General features: G+C 63.0%; 24 protein-coding genes and 1 pseudogene. 15 read left to right on the top strand and 10 right to left on the bottom strand.

Annotated elements, in window-relative coordinates; genetic code table 11:
* Positions 1–25: 25 nt before the first annotated feature.
* The 3 genes from xerD to queG are packed head-to-tail and all read right to left on the bottom strand — an operon-like array spanning position 26 to position 2,794.
* Positions 26–976, bottom strand: a complete 951-nt coding sequence (gene xerD / locus QFZ91_RS18365; RefSeq protein WP_429568004.1) for a site-specific tyrosine recombinase XerD — start codon at positions 974–976, stop codon at positions 26–28.
* On the bottom strand, positions 973–1,443 hold the full coding sequence (locus tag QFZ91_RS18360; RefSeq protein ID WP_176105201.1) for a methylated-DNA--[protein]-cysteine S-methyltransferase: 471 nt from the start codon (positions 1,441–1,443) through the stop codon (positions 973–975). The genes xerD and QFZ91_RS18360 overlap by 4 nt, the downstream gene beginning before the upstream one ends.
* 52 nt (positions 1,444–1,495) lie before the next feature.
* Positions 1,496–2,794, bottom strand: coding sequence for a tRNA epoxyqueuosine(34) reductase QueG (queG, locus tag QFZ91_RS18355; RefSeq protein ID WP_429568003.1), 1,299 nt, complete (start codon positions 2,792–2,794; stop codon positions 1,496–1,498).
* 17 nt (positions 2,795–2,811) lie between these two features.
* Between queG and tsaE the strand changes: the two genes are divergently transcribed.
* Together tsaE and QFZ91_RS18345 are read left to right on the top strand one after the other, a co-directional pair.
* On the top strand, positions 2,812–3,408 hold the full coding sequence (gene tsaE, locus QFZ91_RS18350; RefSeq protein WP_429568002.1) for a tRNA (adenosine(37)-N6)-threonylcarbamoyltransferase complex ATPase subunit type 1 TsaE: 597 nt from the start codon (positions 2,812–2,814) through the stop codon (positions 3,406–3,408).
* Positions 3,390–5,009 carry an N-acetylmuramoyl-L-alanine amidase gene (locus tag QFZ91_RS18345; protein WP_429568001.1) on the top strand — a complete coding sequence of 540 codons (1,620 nt, stop codon included), beginning with the start codon at positions 3,390–3,392 and terminating at the stop codon, positions 5,007–5,009. Before tsaE ends, QFZ91_RS18345 begins: the two co-directional genes overlap by 19 nt.
* A 30-nt stretch (positions 5,010–5,039) precedes the next feature.
* Here the strand turns inward: QFZ91_RS18345 and QFZ91_RS18340 are convergent, their stop codons facing one another.
* From QFZ91_RS18340 to QFZ91_RS18325, 4 genes are all read right to left on the bottom strand, one after another.
* Positions 5,040–5,768 carry an immunity 52 family protein gene (locus tag QFZ91_RS18340; protein ID WP_429568000.1) on the bottom strand — a complete coding sequence of 243 codons (729 nt, stop codon included), beginning with the start codon at positions 5,766–5,768 and terminating at the stop codon, positions 5,040–5,042.
* A 7-nt stretch (positions 5,769–5,775) separates the two neighbouring features.
* Positions 5,776–6,426 carry a Tox-REase-5 domain-containing protein gene (locus tag QFZ91_RS18335; RefSeq protein ID WP_429567999.1) on the bottom strand — a complete coding sequence of 217 codons (651 nt, stop codon included), beginning with the start codon at positions 6,424–6,426 and terminating at the stop codon, positions 5,776–5,778.
* Positions 6,426–6,713: a hypothetical protein gene (locus tag QFZ91_RS18330; RefSeq protein WP_429567998.1), complete on the bottom strand. Its 288-nt coding sequence runs from the start codon at positions 6,711–6,713 to the stop codon at positions 6,426–6,428. The genes QFZ91_RS18335 and QFZ91_RS18330 overlap by 1 nt, the downstream gene beginning before the upstream one ends.
* Before the next feature lie 569 nt (positions 6,714–7,282).
* Complete coding sequence (locus tag QFZ91_RS18325) at positions 7,283–8,164, bottom strand: EamA family transporter (protein WP_429567997.1); 882 nt, start codon at positions 8,162–8,164, stop codon at positions 7,283–7,285.
* 168 nt (positions 8,165–8,332) lie between these two features.
* Between QFZ91_RS18325 and QFZ91_RS18320 the strand changes: the two genes are divergently transcribed.
* Complete coding sequence (locus QFZ91_RS18320; protein ID WP_429567996.1) at positions 8,333–9,208, top strand: pirin family protein; 876 nt, start codon at positions 8,333–8,335, stop codon at positions 9,206–9,208.
* An 89-nt stretch (positions 9,209–9,297) separates the two neighbouring features.
* A complete protein-coding gene (gene trxA / locus QFZ91_RS18315) occupies positions 9,298–10,146 on the top strand; it encodes a thioredoxin (RefSeq protein ID WP_429567995.1) in 849 nt (282 codons plus the stop codon).
* Between the two features lie 74 nt (positions 10,147–10,220).
* On the opposite strand, the gene tcdA is transcribed toward trxA, so the two are convergent.
* Complete coding sequence (gene tcdA / locus QFZ91_RS18310) at positions 10,221–11,078, bottom strand: tRNA cyclic N6-threonylcarbamoyladenosine(37) synthase TcdA (protein ID WP_176385073.1); 858 nt, start codon at positions 11,076–11,078, stop codon at positions 10,221–10,223.
* Positions 11,079–11,324: 246 nt separating this feature from the next.
* On the opposite strand from tcdA, the gene pdxH reads away from it, so the two are divergent.
* The 3 genes from pdxH to QFZ91_RS18295 all read left to right on the top strand — a co-directional run bounded on the left by pdxH (position 11,325) and on the right by QFZ91_RS18295 (position 14,756).
* On the top strand, positions 11,325–11,966 hold the full coding sequence (gene pdxH, locus QFZ91_RS18305) for a pyridoxamine 5'-phosphate oxidase (RefSeq protein WP_429567994.1): 642 nt from the start codon (positions 11,325–11,327) through the stop codon (positions 11,964–11,966).
* Between the two features lie 149 nt (positions 11,967–12,115).
* Complete coding sequence (locus tag QFZ91_RS18300) at positions 12,116–13,330, top strand: class I SAM-dependent methyltransferase (protein ID WP_429567993.1); 1,215 nt, start codon at positions 12,116–12,118, stop codon at positions 13,328–13,330.
* Positions 13,331–13,412: 82 nt separating this feature from the next.
* Positions 13,413–14,756, top strand: a complete 1,344-nt coding sequence (locus tag QFZ91_RS18295; RefSeq protein ID WP_429567992.1) for a DUF72 domain-containing protein — start codon at positions 13,413–13,415, stop codon at positions 14,754–14,756.
* A 63-nt stretch (positions 14,757–14,819) separates the two neighbouring features.
* Here QFZ91_RS18295 and msrA read toward each other — a convergent pair whose 3' ends face one another.
* Positions 14,820–15,359 carry a peptide-methionine (S)-S-oxide reductase MsrA gene (msrA, locus tag QFZ91_RS18290; RefSeq protein WP_176384452.1) on the bottom strand — a complete coding sequence of 180 codons (540 nt, stop codon included), beginning with the start codon at positions 15,357–15,359 and terminating at the stop codon, positions 14,820–14,822.
* 224 nt (positions 15,360–15,583) lie between these two features.
* Between msrA and QFZ91_RS18285 the strand changes: the two genes are divergently transcribed.
* Positions 15,584–15,880, top strand: a complete 297-nt coding sequence (locus tag QFZ91_RS18285; protein ID WP_429567991.1) for a hypothetical protein — start codon at positions 15,584–15,586, stop codon at positions 15,878–15,880.
* 39 nt (positions 15,881–15,919) lie between these two features.
* Positions 15,920–16,429, top strand: a complete 510-nt coding sequence (locus QFZ91_RS18280) for a flavin reductase family protein (protein ID WP_176105187.1) — start codon at positions 15,920–15,922, stop codon at positions 16,427–16,429.
* A gap of 76 nt (positions 16,430–16,505) precedes the next feature.
* Here the strand turns inward: QFZ91_RS18280 and QFZ91_RS18275 are convergent, their stop codons facing one another.
* On the bottom strand, positions 16,506–17,021 hold the full coding sequence (locus QFZ91_RS18275) for an Lrp/AsnC family transcriptional regulator (protein ID WP_176105186.1): 516 nt from the start codon (positions 17,019–17,021) through the stop codon (positions 16,506–16,508).
* A gap of 130 nt (positions 17,022–17,151) precedes the next feature.
* Between QFZ91_RS18275 and kynB the strand changes: the two genes are divergently transcribed.
* From kynB to QFZ91_RS18245, 6 genes and pseudogenes are all read left to right on the top strand, one after another.
* Entirely contained in the window at positions 17,152–17,790 is a 639-nt protein-coding gene (gene kynB / locus QFZ91_RS18270; protein ID WP_176384450.1) for an arylformamidase, read from the top strand.
* 51 nt (positions 17,791–17,841) lie between these two features.
* Complete coding sequence (gene kynU / locus QFZ91_RS18265; RefSeq protein ID WP_429567990.1) at positions 17,842–19,092, top strand: kynureninase; 1,251 nt, start codon at positions 17,842–17,844, stop codon at positions 19,090–19,092.
* A 10-nt stretch (positions 19,093–19,102) separates the two neighbouring features.
* A complete protein-coding gene (gene kynA, locus QFZ91_RS18260; RefSeq protein ID WP_429567989.1) occupies positions 19,103–20,050 on the top strand; it encodes a tryptophan 2,3-dioxygenase in 948 nt (315 codons plus the stop codon).
* A 186-nt stretch (positions 20,051–20,236) separates the two neighbouring features.
* A pseudogene (locus QFZ91_RS18255) lies at positions 20,237–21,036 on the top strand (RNase A-like domain-containing protein).
* A gap of 20 nt (positions 21,037–21,056) precedes the next feature.
* Positions 21,057–21,341, top strand: a complete 285-nt coding sequence (locus QFZ91_RS18250; RefSeq protein ID WP_429535981.1) for a contact-dependent growth inhibition system immunity protein — start codon at positions 21,057–21,059, stop codon at positions 21,339–21,341.
* Between the two features lie 53 nt (positions 21,342–21,394).
* On the top strand, positions 21,395–21,676 hold the full coding sequence (locus QFZ91_RS18245) for a contact-dependent growth inhibition system immunity protein (RefSeq protein ID WP_429567988.1): 282 nt from the start codon (positions 21,395–21,397) through the stop codon (positions 21,674–21,676).
* Positions 21,677–21,699: the final 23 nt, after the last annotated feature.

Below are 21,699 nucleotides of genomic sequence, written 5' to 3'. Positions count from 1 at the left end.
CAGGCCCGCGCGCTTCACGTCGTGCTCAGCCGCGCGGATGATGCTGCGCATGGAGCGATTTCAGACGCTCTCGCGCGACGTGCGTATAAATCTGCGTCGTCGAAATATCGGTGTGGCCGAGCAGCAATTGCACGACGCGCAGATCGGCACCGTGATTGAGCAGGTGCGTCGCGAACGCATGCCGCAACGTATGCGGCGACAACGGCGCATGCACACCCGCCGCCTGCGCGTGTCGCTTGATGATGTTCCAGAACTGCTGGCGCGTCATGCCTTCGGCGCGTGCCGTCACGAATAGCGCGTCGGCCGCGCGCGGACCGAGCAGCGCCGGGCGCGCCTCGCGAAGATAGCGCTCGATCCACGCGTGCGCCTCTTCGCCGAACGGCACCAGCCGCTCCTTCGAGCCCTTGCCGGTGACACGCACGACGCCTTCGTTGAGTCCCACCTCGACGGTCTTCAGCGTGACCAGTTCGGTCACGCGCAATCCGCTCGCGTACATCAGCTCGAGCATCGTGCGATCGCGCAAGCCGAGCGGCGTATCGAGGTCGGGCGCGCCGAGCAGCGCTTCGACCTGCGCTTCGCTCAACGTCGACGGAAAACGCGGCGGCTGCTTCGCCGAGCGGAGGCGCACCGTAGGATCGGCCGCCGCGCGATGCTCGCGCACCGCCCAAGCGTAATAGCGGCGAAACACCGACAGACGGCGGTTCGCCGAGGTCGCCTTGTCCTTTTGCCGCGCCGCGCTGTAGGCGCGCAGGTCGGCTTCGCTCGCGGTGTCGAGCGAAGCATTGCGCGTGTGCGCGAGCCATTCGCAGAACAGCCGCAAGTCGCGGCGATACGCGTCGAGCGTGTTGCGCGACAGGCCGTGTTCGAGCCACAGCGCGTCGCAAAAGGCGTCGATCGATGCGGAGCTGGTCAGCAGCAGCGGCGATACGGCGGCTGTGTCTTCGACGTTTTGAGCGGTATCGGGGCTCGTGCTCATGCGTACGGCACGCCTTCATGCGCGAGCAGCCAGCGCTTCACGTCGCGAAAGAAGCCGTCGCCGCCGTCGTGCGCGAAGCCGCCGATGCCGCTCGCACTCACCACGCGGTGACACGGAATCACGATCGGAAAGAAATTCGCGCCGCACGCCTGGCCGACCGCGCGTGGCACGCTGCCGAGCTGCTTCGCGAGTTGTCCGTAAGTCAGCACGACACCCGGCGGGATGTCGCAGATCGCCTGCCACACGCGCCGCTGGAACGCGGTGCCGCACTCGGCGAGCGGCAGCTCGAACTTCGCCGACGCGCTCTCGAAGTAACGCTCGATCTGTTCGGCCGCCTCGCGTGCGAGCGGCGTCTCTGGCGCGACGTTGCGCGTCGAATCGGGCAGATAGACGATTTCGCGCACCGCCTCGCCTTCGAGCCGGATGCCGACCTTGCCGAACGGCGCATCGATCACTGCGTTGAACATGATTGCCTGCTCCTCTAGCGTGCCGGATTGCCGGCACCGAATTGCCACGACTTTACGCCGCTTCCAGCGCCCACTCCACATGCTCGCGCACGAGCGCCGACGGATCGTCGGCTCGCTGCTTCAACGCCCGCACGATCGCATCGCGCGCGTCGGCCTCGAGAGCTCCGGGCGCGGCGCGCAACGCGTTGCCCATGCCGACCGCGAGATTGCGCAGCCAGCACTCGTAGCCGATGCGGCGAATCGCGCTGCCCTGCATGCGCGTATCGAACTCCTGCGCGCTCCACGCGAACAGTTCGACCAGCGACGCGCGATCGAGCCCGTGCCGCACGTCGAAATCGGCGACTGGCGCGGCCTGCGCGAACTTGTTCCACGGACACACGAGCTGGCAATCATCACAGCCATACACCCGATTGCCGATCAGCGGCCGCAGCTCGCGCGGAATACTGCCCTTCAGCTCGATCGTCAGATACGAGATGCAGCGCCGCGCGTCGACCTTGTACGGCGCGACGATCGCGCCGGTGGGACAGGCGCCGATGCAGCGCGCGCAGCTGCCGCAATGCGAGCCCGGCGTTTCGGGCGCGGCCTCGGGCGAGGTTTCGGCGTCGGTCGGCAGCGGGATATCGACGTAGATCTCGCCGAGGAAGAACAGCGAGCCGGCGTCGCGTTGCAGAAGCAAGGTGTGCTTGCCGCGCCAGCCGATGCCGGCCTTCTGCGCGAGCTCGACTTCGAGCACCGGTGCCGAATCGGTGAACACGCGATAGCCGAACGGCCCAGTCGCCGCTTCGATCCAGTCGGCCAGTTGTTGCAAGCGCTGACGCATCACCTTGTGATAGTCGCGGCCGCGCGCATAGATCGACACGACCGCCGTCGACGGGTCCGCGAGCCGCGCGTGCTCGGCCGCGCGCCAGTCGCGCGCGCGTGACGGGGGTGGACTTACGTCTTGCGGCATGCTTTCAGGCGCGCGTTCATGCGCCCCTTCATACGTCTCTTCAGCCGCCTCTGCTTCCAGCGTCCGCGCAGGCAAATAGGCGATGCGCACGGTGATCACGCGTCGCGTGCCGGCCACAAGCTCGGCGGGCCTCGCGCGTTTCATGCCGTGTTTGGCCATATAATCCATCTCGCCGTGGCAACCCGCTTCGAGCCACGCTGCAAGCGGCGCTTCGGCGGCCGACAGATCGGTATCGCTAATGCCGATCGCCCCGAAACCGAGTTCACGGCCCCACGTCTTGATGTCGAGCGCGAGCGCACGAAGCGCCGCCTCATCGAGACGGGACGTTGCATCAGAAGCTCGCACGGCATCATCGGCCGATGCGGGCGTGCAGGAAACAGGGGACTTCGGACTTCGGTTCATCACGCCATTTTACGAGAATGCCCGTCAATCCCGATCACGCGACCCTACCGTCCGCTCCGGTGCTGCTCGAACGCTCTTTCGCGCTCGCGGACGAGGCCGCCACGCAGACGTTCGGCGCGCGCTTCGCACAGGCGATCGAAAGCGTACGCGCGGCCTCGCAGCAGGCACGGTCAGCACACCCCGGCGCCGTAAGCGACCTCGCGTTCCACGGCCTGCAAGTCCAGCTCGTCGGCGATCTCGGCGCCGGCAAAACCACGCTCGTGCGCGCGACCTTGCGCGGCCTCGGCCACACCGGCCGCGTGCGCAGTCCGACCTACACGCTCGTCGAACCGTATGTGCTCGCACGGCCCGCTGGGGAACTCGCGCTCTATCACTTCGATCTGTACAGATTCTCCGATCCGGCCGAATGGGCCGACGCGGGCTTTCGCGAATATTTCGATAGCGGCGCGGTCTGCCTCGTCGAGTGGCCGCAACGCGCGGGACCGCTGCTCGGTGTGCCGGATCTCGTCTTCTCGCTCGGGCTCGTCGGCAACATGGACGCAAACGCGGACGCACGTACACTCGTCGCACGCGCTTATAGCGAATCAGGAAAGGCATGTCTCGAAAGATGTTAATCAAACCGTTCCATTCGATCGAATCGGCAGCCGGCGCAACGCATAACTGGCGGCGCCGGCAGATCCTGCGCGCGGGCGCGTCGACGCTGGTGCTCGGCCTCGTCGCGCCGCGCCTCGCGTTTGCGAGCTCGGTGCTCGGCGTGCGCGTGTGGCCCGCGCGCGACTACACGCGCGTGACGATCGAATCCGATCAGCCGCTGCAGAACACGCAGCAACTGCTGCAGGGACCGGACCGGCTCGTCGTCGATCTGAACGGCCTCGATCTCGATCAGGCGCTCAAGGAACTGGTGTCGAAGATCACGCCGAACGATCCGCAGATTTCGTCGGTGCGGGTCGGGCAGTATCAGCCGCACGTGGTGCGAATGGTGTTCGACCTGAAGGGCTCGGTGAAGCCGCAGGTGTTCGCGCTGCCGCCAGTCGGCGCGTACAAGTACCGGCTCGTGTTCGACCTGTATCCGGCAGTCGCGCCCGATCCGCTGATGGACCTGCTCGCGCAGTCCGAGCGCAAGCAGCAGGCGCTCAACGAAGAAAACGGCGCGCCGCCCGCGACGCTTTCCGGCCCCGGCACGCCGCCGCCCGTCGACAACAGCGAGGCGTTCTTCGAGCATTACGCGCAGAACGGTGGCGCGGGTAGTGGTGCTGGCAATGGCGGCGCGGGCGTACCGCGTCCGCCCGCGCGTGGCACGCCGGCGCCGTCCGCACCCGCCATTGCCGGCAGGCAGCCCACACCCTCTGCGCCGTCCGCGCTGCCCAGCGTGATCGCCCGCAACAAGGGTGGCAGCGCCAACGGCAACGGCACCGCACGCGACCTCGACAGCAACAACGACAACCTCGGCGACAACGGCGATACCTACGCATTCACCACGCCGAAGTCGGGCCGCAGCAACACCGTGCGACTGCTCACCGTCGCGATTGATCCGGGTCATGGCGGCGAGGACCCGGGCGCGATCGGCGGCTCAGGCACCTACGAGAAGCACGTCGCGCTCGACATCGCGAAGAAGCTGCGCGCGAAGATCGACGCGCAGCCGAACATGCGCGCGATGATGACGCGCGACGCCGACTTCTTCGTGCCGTTGAACGTGCGCGTGCAGAAGGCGCGGCGCGTCGGCGCGGACCTGTTCGTGTCGATCCACGCGGACGCGTTCACGACGCCCGAGGCGAAGGGCTCGTCCGTTTTCGCGCTGTCGGAGCACGGCGCGTCGAGCGCGGCCGCGCGCTGGATGGCGAACAAGGAAAACTCGTCGGACCTGATCGGCGGCATCAACATCAAATCCGACGACGCCACCGTAAACCGAGCGCTATTCGACATGTCGACCACCGCGCAGATTCGCGACTCGATGCGCTACGGCAACTTCGTGCTCAAGGAGATCGGCGACATCAACAAGCTGCACAAGGGCTCGGTCGAGCAGGCCGGCTTCGCGGTGCTGAAGGCGCCGGACATTCCGTCGATCCTTGTCGAAACCGCGTTCATCAGCAATCCGGATGAAGAGCGGCGCCTGAACGACGACGCATATCGCGACAAGATGGCCAACGCGATTCTGACCGGCATCAAGCGCTATTTCGCGGCGAATCCGCCGCTCGCGAAGAGCCGCATGACGTGATGTCGGCAGCGACTGGATGCACGTCAAAGCTCAGAGGTCAACGAATCGTGGCAACAAATCCTGGTCTGCGAGACGAATTTCGATATCGTTAGCCGCCTTGACGTGATCGCGGTTGTTCACGTCGAAGACCTCGTCCGTCACGCTGACAATGATCGTGCCTTGCTGCTTGTCTTCGCGCTTGACAGGGATCAGGGCGCGCGCTTCTGGCACTTGGGCGGCTGTGAGAGCGTGCGGAAGGTAAAGCATCCAGCTTACGCTTGGACGGTCTTCGAACACTTGCTTTCCCTGATATTTCCTCGGTCCAAACGTTAGGTTCGAAGGCGCATATGTCTCAACGACTTTTCCCACGACTTCCGCTGCCGATTTATAGTTTCCCAGCCTCGATGCAATGACATTCATTTCATTGACTGTCAATTCAAAACTATTGGGAAATACGGTGCTGTCAATGCAAAATTCAATTGATCCGCCCCACCCTTTTTGCGAATCCCCATTCCATATTCCGATGAATTTCGCATCCTCAATATCGTCAGAGTTTCTTCTACGTAATTCATCAATTGCATCCTTTTGGACCGCGGCCCCATTGAATACTGGAAATTGGTGAGCGTCGGCTATGCTGCTTCCGCCTAGAAACCAATTTCCTCCCAATTTCACATCCTTTGTCGCCAGAAGGTCAATTATCGGTCGCAAACGTCGAAGGTGAAACTCGAAGTCTGACTTGGGCAGATTGGCGCTATCGCGATGCTGTGAATTTAAGTACATAAACTCCTCACGGCTGGTAAACAGAGGGGACGCCTGCGCGACTAAGCGTATCCATCAAATACGCTCTCGCTTCGGGTGTTTGAAAGTACCACATCAATTTGGTTGGCGGGTTTTGCTTGACAACGCGGCCTTGCTTGAATATCTGGTTTTTTGTGGTGGTGAATCCATCAAAGCTATATTTCGGATCGCCGTTTTCATCAAAGAATATTTCCAGCAATTGGTCGTAGTTTCCCTTTGCTTCCTGCAATAGGCACTGTGCTTCGACAAACCCATCAAAGAGAATCAGTTTGGGTTCGCCGGCAGGTTGCCACATCCATTCCATATTCCAGCCTTGATTTGTCTCGCGGCCTTTTCCGTCCGTCACAATCCCATATTGGAATCTGGTAATACGGGCCTGGTAGCGTCGCGGCTCCGGGTTCATGCTGTGGTTCTTTTGCACCATAGCACCCTTGTCTGGTGGGCACTTGCACGGCCTCTCACGTTCGCGGGACCTGTCGCGCGACAGTTCGCCCCATCCGCCATCCACACTCGTACCCGTGCCGCTGCTGCCCGCAGGACCAGCAGACGGTGCGGCGCTGGGGACCGGAACAGGCATAGGCGTTGCCTGCGCCATTGCGTTTGCTGCGCGTGCGAGCGTCGCCGGGAATGGAATAGCCATCAACGTTTCTCCTTCATTTCCTGTTGTCTTTTTCGCGTTGCCTGCATCAACATTTCAAATCGCTGTTCAGCCGGAACGCCGGGTTTGTGCAGCCATGCCATGACCTCCGGAATCCAGTAAGACCTCGGCGTCGTTGCTTCCACATACAGGAAATCGACTATCGGCCCGTCATGTGTAAAGCGGAGCATCTTCGTTTGCACAAAGGCCGCATTAAGCCGGTCGCGCAAGGTCGGATCATTGGCCAGCGCGGGATAATCGCGCACGATATGACCATGGAGAAAGTCCACCTAGTTGCGATCTTCATAGCCTTTCGGAACACCCGACGAATTAACCATCTAAAATGCGACACAGTCAACGACTTTAAATTGAGATAAAACCGCTTTGACAGATATTCGCAGTTGCTCTGCCTATCTTATTTTCAGCTGCATTTCTCCAACATCACCGTCCAACAAAAAAGCGGCATTGAGCCGTTTGCCGTCCAATTAAGGTCTCTTTTGAGAACGCGAACGGTATAGCGAAACGGTCTGGATTTGACGATCCGAGCGCAGGTGTGCCCGGGCCGTTTCTCATTGGGAAGGTGCTTGAACCGCGCTCGCAAGCGCCTGAGCAACGCGGGCAGTTTGCCGTACGAGCGCGACACGTCCGCCTAGGCCATTTCGTACTGAATGGTATGCAACGCGCGGATGAAGCTCAGTGCTTCGGATGCGTGCCTGGCGTGCGGGTAGCCGACGCCGCCGTCCCGTTTACAACTGCTTTGCGCCAAAAAACGAAATGCCGTTCAGTCGCTTGACCGAACGGCATTAGGCCTCACGGCCGTTTTTCTATTCACGCGGGCAACGCGTGGCGCAACGGTTGCTCAGCGCGCCGGCATCAAGCGTTGCACGACCCAGTCACCGAACACGTTGACCGCGAGCCCCGCCATCACGAGCAATGCGCCCGCCACCTGCATCGCCGACAGTTCCTCGCCGAGCAGCAACGACGCCGACGCAAGCCCGACGATCGGCACCAGCAACGAGAACGGCGCGACCTGGCTCGCCGGATAGCGCGACAGCAGACGGCTCCACAAGCCATAGCCGACCAACGTCGCGATAAACGCCAGATAGACGATCGCGAAGATCGACAGCGCGCTGATACCGGTCAGCGCGGCGGCGATCTCGCGCGGTCCCTCGAACACGAACGACGCGGCGAAAAACGGCAGCGGCGGAATCAGGCTGCCCCACACGACGAGTCCGACCAGATCGACCTTGCCGACCTTCTTCGTGACGATATTGCCGAGCGCCCACATGCACGCGGCGCATAGCGTCAGCACGAACCCGACGAGCGACATCGTGTGGCCGCCTTGCAGGCCGATCACCGCGAGCCCCGCCGCGGCGATCAGCAGACCCGCGACGTTCGGCAAACGGAAGCGTTCGTGCAGAAACAGCGCCGCGAAAATCAGCGTGAAAAACGCCTGCGCCTGCAGCACCAGCGACGCGAGCCCCGCCGGCATGCCGACGTACATCGCCGAGAACAGGAACGCGAATTGCCCGAACGAAATGGTCGCGCCGTAGGCGAACAGCCACCGCCACGGCATCTGCGGCCGCTTGACGAAAAACACCGCCGGCACCGCGGCGAGCGCAAAGCGCAGCGCGCCGAGCAGCATCGGCGGCACGCCATGCAGGCCGACCTTGATCACGACGAAATTGACGCCCCACGCGACCACGACGATCAACGCGAGCAGCAAGTCCCTGGGCGACATCCAGGTCTCCAATGAAATGGTTCGATCCGGCAGTGTAGCCGAGGCTGCGATCCCGGTTCATTGCGCCGGCTGATGGCGAGCGTGCACCGTTGCCGTCGGCCGCGCGCGACGCGCAGTAGAATCGTCCATTCGAGCTTTCTTCTTTCCACTTTCCCGTCGAGTCTGCCCATGACTTCCTCGATCAAAGCCGTCCTGACACCGCACCTACGCGACATCGGCAATCTGGCCGTGCGACGCGTGCTGCCGGCGATGGCGGCGCGCCTCGTAGGCCCGTTCATCTTCTTCGACCACATGGGCCCGGCGACCCTCGAACCCGGCACCGGCCTCGACGTGCGCCCGCATCCGCATATCGGCCTCGCGACCGTCACCTATCTGTTCGACGGCGCGATCATGCATCGCGACAGCATCGGCTCCGAGCAGAAGATCGTCCCCGGCGACGTCAACTGGATGACGGCCGGACGCGGCATCGTCCATTCGGAGCGCACGCCGGCCGAAGACCGCGCGCGCGGCCAGCGAATTCACGGCATCCAGACCTGGGTCGCACTGCCGCTCGCCGATGAAGACGCCGAGCCGTCGTTCGCGCATCATGCGGCGGCGACCTTGCCGGTCGTCGAGCGCAATGGCGTGACGCTGCGCGTGATCGCGGGCACCGCGTTCGGCGCGGTGTCGCCGGTCGCGACGTTCTCGGGCACGCTGTACGTCGCCGCCGACTTCACGCCGGGCAGCGCGTTCGCGCTCGAACCGGAGCACGAGGAGCGCGGCGTATATCTGGTGGAAGGCGATCTGGAGATCGACGGCGCCACGCTCGAAGTCGGCCAGATGGCCGTGCTCGCGCTGGACGAAACCGTGACGCTCGCGAGCACCCACGGCGCGCGCGTGATGCTGCTCGGCGGCGAGAAGCTCGACGGCGAGCGCTTCATCGAATGGAATTTCGTCGCGAGCTCGCGCGAGAAGATCGAAGCCGCGAAGCTCGCATGGACGAATCAGGAAATGGGCCACGTGCCCGGCGAAACCGAATGGATTCCGCTGCCGCAGCGCAAGTAACGGCGCCGGCGCCGCATGCGCAGGACCGCATTGAAATCGCGCGATTCGGCCCCAGCTAGCCACAAACCGTTTCTATCGACGAGGACGCAATGGACACCACTCTGGCCACTTTCGAACAGGACGTCATCAAGGCGTCGATGCTGGCCCCCGTGCTGGTCGATTTCTGGGCGCCGTGGTGCGGCCCCTGCGAGAGTCTCGGCCCGATGCTCGAAAAGCTCGAAGCCGAAGCCGCCGGTAAATGGAAGCTCGTGAAGGTCAACGTCGACGAGAACCACGAGCTGGCCGCGCACTTCCAGGTGCGCAGCATTCCGCACGTGATCGCGTTCGCCGACGGCCAGGCCGTCGATCAGTTCATCGGCGTGCTGACGGAAGGACAGCTGCGCGAGTTCCTCGACCGACTCGTGCCGCAGGGCGCGCCGGGAGCGCGCATCGAAGCGCAGACCGCGCTCGCCGAAGGCCGCCGCGACGACGCCTACGACCTGCTTCAAGCGGCGCTCGCGTACGACCCGGGGTTCGACGACGCGCGCATGGACCGCATCGAGTTGCTGCTCGAAGACAACCGCATCGACGAGGCGCGCAACGAAGTCGATCTGCTGTCGCCGAAAACCACGCAAGGCATCGACGCGCGTTTCAACGCGATCAAAACCAGGCTCGACGCGGTGGACGCCGCCGCGGATCTGCCGCCCACCGATGCGCTCGAAGCGCGCGTCGCGGGCAATCCCGACGATCTCGAAGCGCGCTTCGATCTCGCGAATGCGTTTATCGCGCGGCACAAATATGCGCAGGCGCTCGAACATCTGCTCGCGATCGTGCAGCGCGACCGCGCATTCCGCGACGATGTCGGCCGCAAGACGATGTTGTCGGTGTTCGATCTGGCCGCGCATCAGCCGGAGCTGGTGGCGCAGTGGCGACGCAAGCTGAGCGCGTCGTTGAATTGATCGTTTGAGATGTTTTGCCCGATGGCGGCCAGGGTCAGAGCGGTTGGAACCGCCGCCCAGGCTGCCACCTAAACCTAAACCGTCGCCTTCTTCGCCAGCTCCCGCAACACGTACGCCGCAGCCGCAAAACCAAAGCTCGCGGTCACGCATACGCTGGACCCAAACCCCGCGCAGTTCAAGCCGACCGGCCCCGTATGTCCGGGCGACGTGCTCACGTGCTCGGCTTCTTCATCGATGTCGCAGACGGCCGCTTCCGGATAGATCAGCGGCTCGTCGGAATACACGGCGCTCACCTTGAACTTCGCTTTCGGCCCGCGCGGAAAGCCGTGCTGCTTGCGCAACTGCCCGCGCACCTTCGACAGCAGCGGGTCCTGAATCGTCAGCGCCAGATCGTCGATGCGGATACGCGTCGGGTCGAGCTGACCGCCCGCACCGCCGACCGTGATCAGCGGCTGCTTGCGCTCGACGCACCACGCGATCAGCGCGGTCTTCGTGCGCACGCTGTCGATCGCGTCGATCACATAGTCGAAGCCGCCGCCGAGCGTCGCCGCGAAATTGTCCGGCTCGACGAAGTCTTCGATCAGACGCACGTCGCAGTACGGATTGATCGCCTTGATGCGCTCGGCCATCGCTTCGACTTTCGGTTTTCCGTAGTTGCCGTCGAGCGCGTGAATCTGCCGGTTAGTGTTGCTTTCCGCGACGTTGTCGAGATCGATCAGCGTCAGCGCGCCGAGCGCGCTGCGGGCAAGCGCCTCCGCGACCCACGACCCCACCCCGCCGATGCCGATCACCGCGACGTGCGCCCCCTCGAACGCGGCGAGCGCGGGCGCGCCATACAGACGGGCGATGCCGCCGAATCGGCGGGCGCGGTCGGCGGTTTCGTTCGCGTCGAGGCTGGTAGTAAGATCGGATTGCGCGGTGGTGCTGGACATGATGGCAGGGCTCGAAAACACAGGCGGAACGTAACAGGCGGCGCATTGGCAATTCGCTTTGGCCAATCAGGCGTGCAGCCCGTATTTTGCCTGAACACGTGAAAGCAGCCGCGCAGGACCCCGAGCAGCGACCCAACGTTGCAGGCTTGGCGCTCGCAGCATGCGGCCGCCATACGTTGACCCGCTCGCGCGCAAAAACCTGGCGCCTTAGCTATACTTGGCCCACTGTAGCGTTCGCATAAGAACATGATCTCACTCGCCGAGCTTCGAAAAAACTACTCGCTGGGCTCACTGGACGTTGCCGACGTCAACCACGATCCGTTCCGTCAATTCGACACGTGGTTCCAGCAGGCCATCGACGCCAAGCTGCCCGAGCCGAACGCGATGACGCTTGCCACGGTCGACGCGCGCGGCCGGCCTTCGGCACGCATCGTGCTCATCAAGGGGGTCGACGAGCGTGGTTTCGTGTTCTTCACCAACTACGAGAGCCGAAAGGGCCGCGAACTGAGCGCGAACCCCTACGCGAGCCTGCTGTTTCACTGGATCGAACTCGAACGCCAGGTGCGCATCGAGGGCCGCGTCGTCAAAACGAGCGAGACAGAAAGTGACGCGTATTTCGCATCGCGTCCGCTCGGCTCGCGGATCGGCGCATGGGCATCGAATCAGAGTCAGGTAATTGAAAGCCGTTCGCAGCTCGAAGTACGCGAACGCGAAATCAGCCTGCAATACGGCGAAAATCCTCCGCGTCCGCCGCACTGGGGTGGCTACCGTCTGGTGCCCGACGCGATCGAATTCTGGCAGGGGCGGCCATCGCGGCTGCACGATCGGCTGCTTTTCACGCGCGCGGATGAAGGCGCCAACTGGCTGATCGCACGCCTGCAACCCTGACCGGACGATGATGGGACGAATGACGCCGGCCGTGCCGCCATCGTAGCGGCGCGCGTCGGCGGGATTGCGTTGCGCGGCCCGCGGAATGCGCCGCGCCCTATCGCGATCCACATAGCTTTGCTTTAAATCAACGAACACGGAGAGATCACATGTTCTGGGAGAAAAAGCTGGCGCAGTGGGTTGAAGATGTCAAAACCTCAGCTAACCTGCCCGCACGCCTCGTGCTGTGGGACGGTCAGCAACATGACTTCGGGCAGTTCGCCGCGCCCCAGGTCACGCTACACGTGAAGAGCGCAACCGCGCTGCCCTATCTGCTCGAACCGAGCCTCGACAATCTTGGCGAAGCCTATGTCAAAGGCAAAATCGACATCGAGGGCAAGCTGTCGGACATCATCAATATCGGCTATCAGCTCGCACGCAGTACCGTGACGAGCGCCGGCAAGCTCGCGCGCGTGCGGCGCTACTTCAATCATTCGAAGACGTCGGATAAGAAAGCCATTCAGTATCACTACGACGTGTCGAACGAGTTCTACAAGCTGTGGCTCGACGAAAACATGGTCTACTCGTGCGCGTACTTCGAGACCGGCACCGAAGACCTCGCAACGGCGCAGCTGAAGAAAATCGATCACATTCTGACCAAAATCCAGTTGCAGCCCGGCCAGCGTCTGCTCGACATCGGCTGCGGCTGGGGTGCGCTCGTGCTGCGCGCCGCGCAGAAGTTCGGCGCCAAGTGCGTCGGCGTCACGCTGTCACAGAACCAGTTCGATCTCGCCACCGCGCGCGTCAAAGCAGCGGGCCTCGAGAACCAGATCGAAATCCGCCTGCAGGACTATCGCGACATCCCGGGGCAGTTCGACCGCATCACGAGCGTCGGCATGTTCGAGCACGTCGGCCGCAAGAACCTGCCCGGCTATTTCCAGAAGATGCACGATCTGCTCGCCGACGACGGCATCGCGATGAACCACGGCATCACGTCGAGCGACGCCGATAGCGGCGAAACCGCGCTCGGCGGCGGCGAGTTCATCGACCGCTACGTGTTCCCGGACGGCGAGCTGCCGCATATCAGCCTCGCGCTCGAATCGATGCAGCGCGGCGGACTCGAGCCGATTGACGTCGAAAGCCTGCGCCGTCACTATGCGCACACGCTCGATATCTGGGCGGAAAATTTCGAAGCCCACGCGGATCAGGCGCGCAAGCTCGTCGACGACGAAAAATTCCGCATCTGGCGCGTGTATCTGGCTGGCTGCGCGTATGCGTTCGAAAACGACGACGTGTCGATCTTCCAGGTGGTGTGCCGCAAAGCCGGCCGCAGCGCGAAAACCCTGCCGTGGTCGCGCCGCTACATGTACGAAAAACCGCTGTGACCGTGCTGTGACCGGTTACGCCGCGGCGGCGTGCATGAAGCGCGCCGCCGCGCATTTCTGATCAACAGCAGGCCGGACATTGATGGACCAGAGCGGGACGAGTGACGTTGAAGAGCCGTTGAACGGCAAGGACGGCAGCGCGGACGATGCGGCGCACGACGCCGCGCAGCAGTTCGATCTGTTCGGGATGCAGGTGGAGGCTGCAGTAGAAGCGCCGGCCGTATCAACGAACGAGGCCGACTCCATCGCAAGCGCTGCCGCGCAGCCAGAGCGCAAGCGTGCGCCGAAGCCCGCAAATTCCAACGCTGCCGCGTCGCTGTTCGAAGACGACGCCCCGCCCGACAGCCCCGCTGCTGAACCAGACTCCGCACCCGCCCCCACCGACGCCCCGAAGAGACGCCGCGGCCGCGACGTGCTCGCCGCGCCGCCCTCGCCCGAACTGCTCGCGCTCGCGGCGCAATTGCCGCCGCAGATCCACCTCGGCACGTCCACATGGTCGTTCCCGGGCTGGAGCGGCATCGTCTACGGCGACGACTACAGCAACAGCAAACTGTCGCGCGAGGGCTTGAGCGCGTACGGCGCGCATCCGCTGCTGAAGGCGGTCAGCATCGACCGCTCGTTCTACCAGGCGCTGACGGTCACCGAATACCTGCGCTACGCGCAGCAGGTGCCCGAGAACTTCCGCTTCATCGTCAAGGCGCCGATGACGATCACCGACGCCACCGTGCGCGCCGAGCGCGGCGAGCCGGTGTCGCTGAACCCGTGCTTTCTGAACGCGCAGATGGCGATCGACGATTTCGTCACGCCTTGTGTCGAAGGCCTCGGTGCAAAGGCCGGCGCGCTGGTGTTCCAGTTCTCGCCGCTGCCGGATCAGATGCTCGCGCAGCCGGCGGAGCTCATCGAGCGTCTGGGAGAGTTTTTCGGCGCGCTGCCGAGGCTGCCCGACGGCAGTTGCTACGCGGTCGAGATTCGCGACGCGAGTCTGCTCACGCCACGCTTCATCCGGATGCTGAAGACGGCGGGCGTGCGCTACTGCGTCGGCATTCATGCGCGGATGCCCGATCCGCTGCGTCAGGCCGCGGCGCTCGCACTGCTCGACGGCGAGCCGGCCGGTCCGTTGATCGTGCGCTGGAGCCTGCACGGCGGCTTCAAATACGACCAGGCGAAGGCGAAGTACGAGCCGTTCAACCGGCTCGTCGACGAAGATCCGGCGACGCGCGCGTCGCTCGCAGAGCTGGCCGCGCGCTACGCGCTGGCCGGTCAGCCGGTTGTGATCGCGGTCAACAAGGCGGAGGGATCGGCGCCGCTCAGCTGCGTGAAGCTGGCCGAAGAGATTATCGAAGCCTGCGTGCGTGTCAGCCAGGAACGCGGGAATGATGGCGCCGGCGTTGATGACGCGCGGTCGCAAGCACAGGAACCGCTGTGACGAACAGCAGCGGGCGGCCTTGAGTATCCGCCCACTGCCGACTCCGATCCTCGCGCTGCGCCGTTAGCGCGCCTTGATCCGATGCGCGAACTTCTGGCGGAACTTCGCGACCTTCGGCGCGACCACGAACGAGCAGTAGCCCTGATTCGGGTGCTGCGCGAAATAGTTTTGGTGATAAGCCTCGGCGGGCCAGTAGTTGTCGTCGAGCGGCAGCACCTCGGTCACGATCTTGCCGTCGTAGATGCCCTGTTCGCCGATCTCGCGAATCGCCTGCAGCGCGGTTTCGCGCTGCGCATCCGAATGCGTGAAGATCACCGAACGGTATTGCGTGCCGACGTCGTTACCCTGCCGGTTCACCTGGGTCGGATCGTGGATTGCGAAGAAGATGTCGAGAATCTCGCGATAGCTGATCTTCGCCGGATCGAAGTCGACCCTGACCACTTCCGCGTGACCGGTGTCGCCGTCGCAGACCTGCTCGTAGCTCGGACGGCGCGTGTGACCGCCCGCGTAACCCGACTCCACCGCGTTGACGCCCTCGACGTCCAGATACACCGCTTCGAGGCACCAGAAACATCCACCGCCGAGCGTTGCCGTCTCGTTCATAAGCTTCACCCCAGGATCAGATCCACACAATGATCGGCAGTCGGCCTGCGCAGCGCCGCCGGGTCTGCCACCGCATCCGAATATATGGCCGAAAACGCGGACTAAAAGGCACAACTGATGCACCCATCGCGCGGCGCCGTTTGCAACGCGTCGCGCCATTCCACGCGAATCCCGCAGTGCAGATATCGAGTATAGAAAGGGCGTCGCGCGACGGGTGAATAACCATGCAGCACAACAGCAAGCGCCGCGCCCAGGCGAACGCGTGCTCTGCGAATCGAAGCGAAAAATGCGGCGAGAGGAAGCATGACGATCGGCGTGTCCGCACGAAACACGGCGGCCGGTTCGTGCTCGACTGTGAACGAGCGAACGCCGGATTGCGCACCGTACGCAACGTCGTGCGGCGCGCGCGGCGATTACAGTTAAAATTGGCGGAAATCGATGATTTTCACCATGACTTTCGAAACATCCGCTGCCAGCCGCACATATCCGCGTTGTTATCCGCGCCTCGATTCGCGCTTTAGTCCGTCTTTCACACGGCGCGCGCCGGGGACCCTGCCCCGATGAAGAGCGCGAGCCCACCCAACTTCGACCAGTCCGCGTTTAGACAGGCGCTCAGCCAGTTCGCGACCGGCGTCACCGTGATCACGACGCGCGCCGCGTCCGGCCAGCTGATCGGCATCACGGCCAGCTCTTTCAACTCGGTGTCGCTCTCTCCGCCGCTCGTGCTATGGAGTCTCGCGACGCGCTCGGCGTCGATGCCGGTGTTCCGTGCCAACAGTCACTACGTGATCAATGTGCTGTCTTCGACGCAGCTCGATCTGTGCAAGCGCTTCGCGACCGTGAAGGGCGACCGCTTCGAGGGCGTATCGCACGCGGCGGGCGACACCGGCATGCCGGTGCTCGACGGCGCGCTCGCGTGGTTCGAATGTCATAACCGCAGCCGCTACGACGAAGGCGACCACGTGATTTTCGTCGGCGAAGTGGAGCGCTGCGGCGTGCACGAAAATGCTGCGGACATGCTGCCGCTCGTGTTCCAGAGCGGACAGTTCCACGGCCTGAAGCCGCTTTGAGCGGCGCGGTGCGCCCCTCGCGCCGGTAGTGCTTGTCGGTCGGACGCGCCAAAAACGGCGCGCCCCCTCGTCATCGTCAACGGTCGCTATGCGTGGCCCCGTGCCCGCTGCTCTTCTTCACGAGCGACACCGGCACGCCCGAATCTTCCTTCAGCGTTTCGAGCACGATGTTCGAGCGGATGTCCATCACGCCCGGCGCCTTGTACAGGCGGTTGAGCACGAAATCCGAATAGTGTTTGAGGTTGTGCGCGAGCACGCGCAGCAGGTAGTGGGTTTCGCCGGTCACGACGAACGCGCCGACCACTTCGGGCCAGTCGCGCAACGCCTCGGCAAAGCGCTCGTGCCAGTTCTGCTGGTCGTTGCGCATGGACACCTGCACGAACGCTTCCAGCTCGAACCCCAAAACTTCGCGGTTCAGACACGCGCGGTAGTGTTCGATGACGCCCTGCTCCTCCAGCAGACGCAGGCGTCGCAGACAGGCTGATGGCGACAGCGAGATGCGCTCCGCCAGGTCCAGATTGCTGATCCGTCCTTCCTGCTGAAGCACCGTCAAGATACGGCAATCGGTGGCGTCGAGCGAGATCGCGTTCATATTCGGTCTCCCTTTCCGGTTTGGCTCAAATTATGTTCCAAGACACGGCTGGTTAGGAGATTTTTTCGCAATCACATTTCACGGCTTGACCTCTATCATTTAGAGATAGTCACCTTCCGTCGAAACCGTCATGCGAGCACTCTGGGACATCACCCCCGCCGTCGATCCCGCCACGCCCGTCTGGCCGGGCGACACGCCGGTCGGCATTGAACGCGTCTGGCGCATGGAGGCTGGCTCGCCGGTCAATGTCGCGCGTCTGACGATGTCGCCGCACACCGGCGCGCATACCGATGCGCCGCTGCACTACGACGCCGACGGCGCCGCGATCGGCGACGTGCCGCTCGACGCGTATCTCGGTTTATGCAGAGTGATTGACTGCATCGGCGCGTCGCCTGTTGTGACGCCACAACACCTGACCGGCTCGCTCGACGATCTGCCGCCGCGAGTCTTACTGCGCACTTACAGGAATGCGCCGACGCGCGAGTGGGATAGCGCGTTCTGCGCGGTCGCGCCCGAGACCGTCGATCTGCTCGCCGCGCGTGGCGTGAAGCTGATCGGCATCGATACGCCATCGCTCGATCCGCAGGAATCGAAGACGATGGACGCGCATCACCGCATTCGCGCGCACCGGATGGCGATTCTCGAAGGCATCGTGCTCGACGCTGTCGAACCCGGCGACTACGAGCTGATCGCGCTGCCGCTGAAGCTGACCACGCTCGACGCGAGCCCGGTACGCGCGGTGCTACGCGCATTGCACGGCTCTCGCTAAGCCACGCGACTCGGCGAGCCAACAACCCGACAACCCAACCATCGAACCACCATGAACCATCGTGACGAAGCCGTGGCGCTCGACAGCGCCGACCCGCTCGCAGCGCTGCGCGACCAGTTCGCGCTATCGCCGACGACTATCTATCTCGACGGCAACTCGCTCGGCGTACCGCCGGCCGCCGCCGCGCAGCGCGCGCAAACCGTGATCGCCGCCGAATGGGGCGAAGGGCTGATCCGCAGCTGGAACAAATCCGGCTGGTTCGTGCTGCCGCGCCGGCTCGGCAACAAGCTCGCGCCGTTGATCGGCGCAGCCGAAGACGAAGTCGTGATCACCGACACGATCTCGATCAACCTGTTCAAGCTGCTGTCGGCCGCGCTGCGGCTCGCGAATGCGCGCGATCCGCAGCGTCGCGTGATCGTGTCCGAGCGCTCGAACTTCCCGAGTGATCTGTATATCGCGCAGGGTTTGATCGAACAGCTCGATCGCGGCTACGAGCTGCGCCTCGTCGACGATCCGTCCGAGCTGCCCGACGCGATCAGCGCGGACACCGCGATCGCGATGATCACGCACGTGAACTACCGGACCGGCTATATGCACGACATGGCCGCGCTGACGAAGCTGATCCACGACAGGGGCGCGCTCGCGCTATGGGATCTCGCGCATTCGGCGGGCGCGGTGCCGGTCGATCTGAACGGCGTCGGCGCCGACTACGCGGTCGGCTGCACCTACAAGTATCTGAACGGCGGCCCCGGTTCGCCTGCGTTCGTGTGGGTGCCCAAGCACCACCAGAACGAGTTCGCGCAGCCGCTGTCGGGCTGGTGGGGGCATCGCGCGCCGTTCGAAATGAATCCGACGTATCAGCCCGACGACGGCGTAGGCCGCTTCCTGTGCGGCACGCAGCCGATGGTGTCGATGGCGCTCGTCGAATGCGGGCTCGACGTGTTCCTGCAAACCAACATGCAGGCGGTTCGCGAGAAGTCGCTCGCGCTGACCGATCTGTTCATCGAACTGGTCGAGACGCGTTGCAGCGAATTTCCACTGAAGCTCGTGACGCCGCGCGAGCATGCGCAGCGCGGCTCGCATGCGAGCTTCGAGCATCCGCACGGCTACGAGGTGATGCAGGCGCTGATTGCACATGGCGTGATCGGCGACTATCGCGAGCCGCATGTACTGCGTTTCGGCTTCACGCCGCTGTACACGCGCTTCGTCGACGTCTGGGACGCCGTCGAAACCTTGCGCGACGTGCTTACCCGCGAGGCCTGGAAAGCTCCTGAATTCGCCCAGCGCGGCGCCGTTACCTGAGGACGACAGAATGACCGATCACATGCACACGCCGGGCTTGCCAGAAGAAACGGCGGCACAAGGCTGTCCGTTCGGGCACGGACAGACGGCTTCGGCGCCGGCATCGAGTGCAGCGACCGCCTCAGCGAGCACGGCCGATAGCGGCTGGCACGACGCGCAGCTCGACTTCTCGGAGTCGATGAGCTACGGCGATTATCTGTCGCTCGGCACGGTGCTGGACGCGCAGCATCCGTTGTCCCCGGATCACAACGAGATGCTGTTCATCATCCAGCATCAGACGAGCGAGCTGTGGATGAAGCTCGCGCTGTACGAGTTGCGCGCGGCGCTCGCGGCCGTGCATCGCGACGAGCTGCCGCCCGCGTTCAAGATGCTCGCGCGCGTGTCGCGGATCATGGAGCAACTGGTGCAGGCCTGGAGCGTGCTCGCGACGATGACGCCATCCGAATACACGGCGATGCGGCCGTACCTCGGCAGTTCGTCGGGCTTCCAGTCGTATCAGTACCGGCAGATCGAGTTCCTGCTCGGCAACAAGAACGAGCAGATGCTGAAGCCGCACGCGCATCGCGCCGACGTGTACGCGCAAGTGAAGGCATCGCTCGAAGCGCCGTCGTTCTACGACGAAGTGGTGCGGCTGCTGGCGCGTCGCGGCTTCAAGATTTCGTCCGCGCGGCTCGAACGTGACTGGACCGGGCCTACTGAACATGATGCGTCGGTGGAGGCCGCGTGGCTCGAGGTGTATCGCAATCCGTCCGAGCATTGGGAGCTGTACGAGATGGCGGAAGAACTCGTCGATCTCGAGGATGCGTTCCGCCAATGGCGCTTCCGCCACGTGACGACCGTCGAGCGCATCATCGGCTTCAAGCAGGGCACCGGCGGCACCAGCGGCGCGCCGTATTTGCGCAAGATGCTCGATGTCGTGCTGTTCCCCGAGCTTTGGCATGTGCGGACGATGCTGTAACGGTTGGCGCGTGTCAGACAGGATATGACCGGAAAATCACGGCAAGCGTAGTGCTGCGGCTATTGCGGCTCGATGCAGAACAGGCACCGTGCATCGGGCTACGGAAAGTTCGGAGTTCTCCGAATCTTGAGAGATGGGCAGCATGGCAGCATCGGAACCCCATAAAAAACATCAGAGGGTTTCGATATGCCCGGTGCCGATAACACCGAAGGAGTGAAGGTTGTACTGAGTGCTCCGCAACTCGCGGCCGTGCTATCCCGCCAGTCGATCAGCCAGACGGAGATGCTTTCCAACCGCCTTTGGGGCGGGTTACAGGTCGTCGGCGGCGTGCTGGAAATGGTCGCACGATGGCGAGCAAAGCCGGGTGTATCGTGTTCGGGGTTCATGGCTCGGACTCGAAGGCGGCGGGCCTGCGGCAGGTCTGGACTGGTCGGGACACGGCCACGCTGACCCAGCGGGGCGCGACGAAACTCGCTGAAGCGATGCGGGCGAGCCCCGACATCGCCAACAATATCGGCCTGTCCCTCGATATCGCCGTGCCATTCGGCTTTGCTGGCTCGATCAGGGCGGCACGCGCTGCGCGCGTCACTATGGGCCGGATCAGGCTGAACATGCATGAGGCGAAGGCGGGAAGCCGGATTGGTGGACATACGCTTTTGAAACATGTCGGTCGGACTGAAGCGCAGTTGCGGGAAAGACTCAGGCTGGAGCCGACAAAACGCGTAGTAACGTCTTTCGTAAATCTTGAGGAGGCGGAGTGGGCTATATCGGAAACGATGCGCGCCAATGCCTTGCTGATTAAAGCATGGACAAAGGCGCCTAGAGAGCCTCTGAGGCTGAAGAAGGACGTCGGAAGAAAGGTGGGTTACGCATTGATCAGAAAGACCGACACGCTGGTGGATAGCAGTAAAGTATGGGTTGTCTTGAAATACGAAACGTATAACGGGATGCCGTACTACATTCTCACAGCCATGCTTAGTGACTGATTTCGAGTGAATGCCGATACATGAGCTACGACAATCTAGATCAATTGATCGGAGTCTACTTCAATGAAGATTCCGACTACTGGGGAGACACAATTGAAGCGTTGGTTCGGGCTTGTGTAAGCAGATGCACGCCAGAAATGATTAATGCGAAGGTGGCCGACATAGACCGATTCAAGAGAGATCACGCTGGAAATCTTGACGCTGCGTTCGAACAGGAATTCGGCAGGCAGTTCGATCCGACGCTGTGGGGTCACACCACCGAATCTTTTCTTGACGAGCTTAAGCGTCTCCTTCTAAGTGAGTAAGCCTGCGCTTCAACGGGGGCCCTCGACGCCGCGTCGCTCAGCGTTGATTCCGCGTGGACGAAAATTTGTTTCAATTGATTTGTGGCCGTTTCCATGAAGATTTCGACTTGTTCGGAAACACAATTGAAGAATTGGTTTTGTCTTTTACATGCGAATGCACACCGGAAGAGATTAACGCTACGGTGGCCGAGATAGACCGATTCAAGAGCGATCATTCGGGAAACCTTGACGCAGCGTTTGAGGAAAACTTTGGCTATCAGTGCGACCCGACACTGTGGGACAAGACCACTGAGTCTTTTCTCGACAAACTTAAACGTCTTCTTCTGAGTGAGTAGCCTGCACTTCCGGCCGCCGGACG

It is taken from the genome of Paraburkholderia sp. JPY419 (assembly GCF_050435705.1).
In the GTDB taxonomy this organism is placed as follows: Bacteria; Pseudomonadota; Gammaproteobacteria; order Burkholderiales; family Burkholderiaceae; genus Paraburkholderia; species Paraburkholderia youngii.
This window is presented reverse-complemented; position numbering and strand designations above follow the sequence as displayed.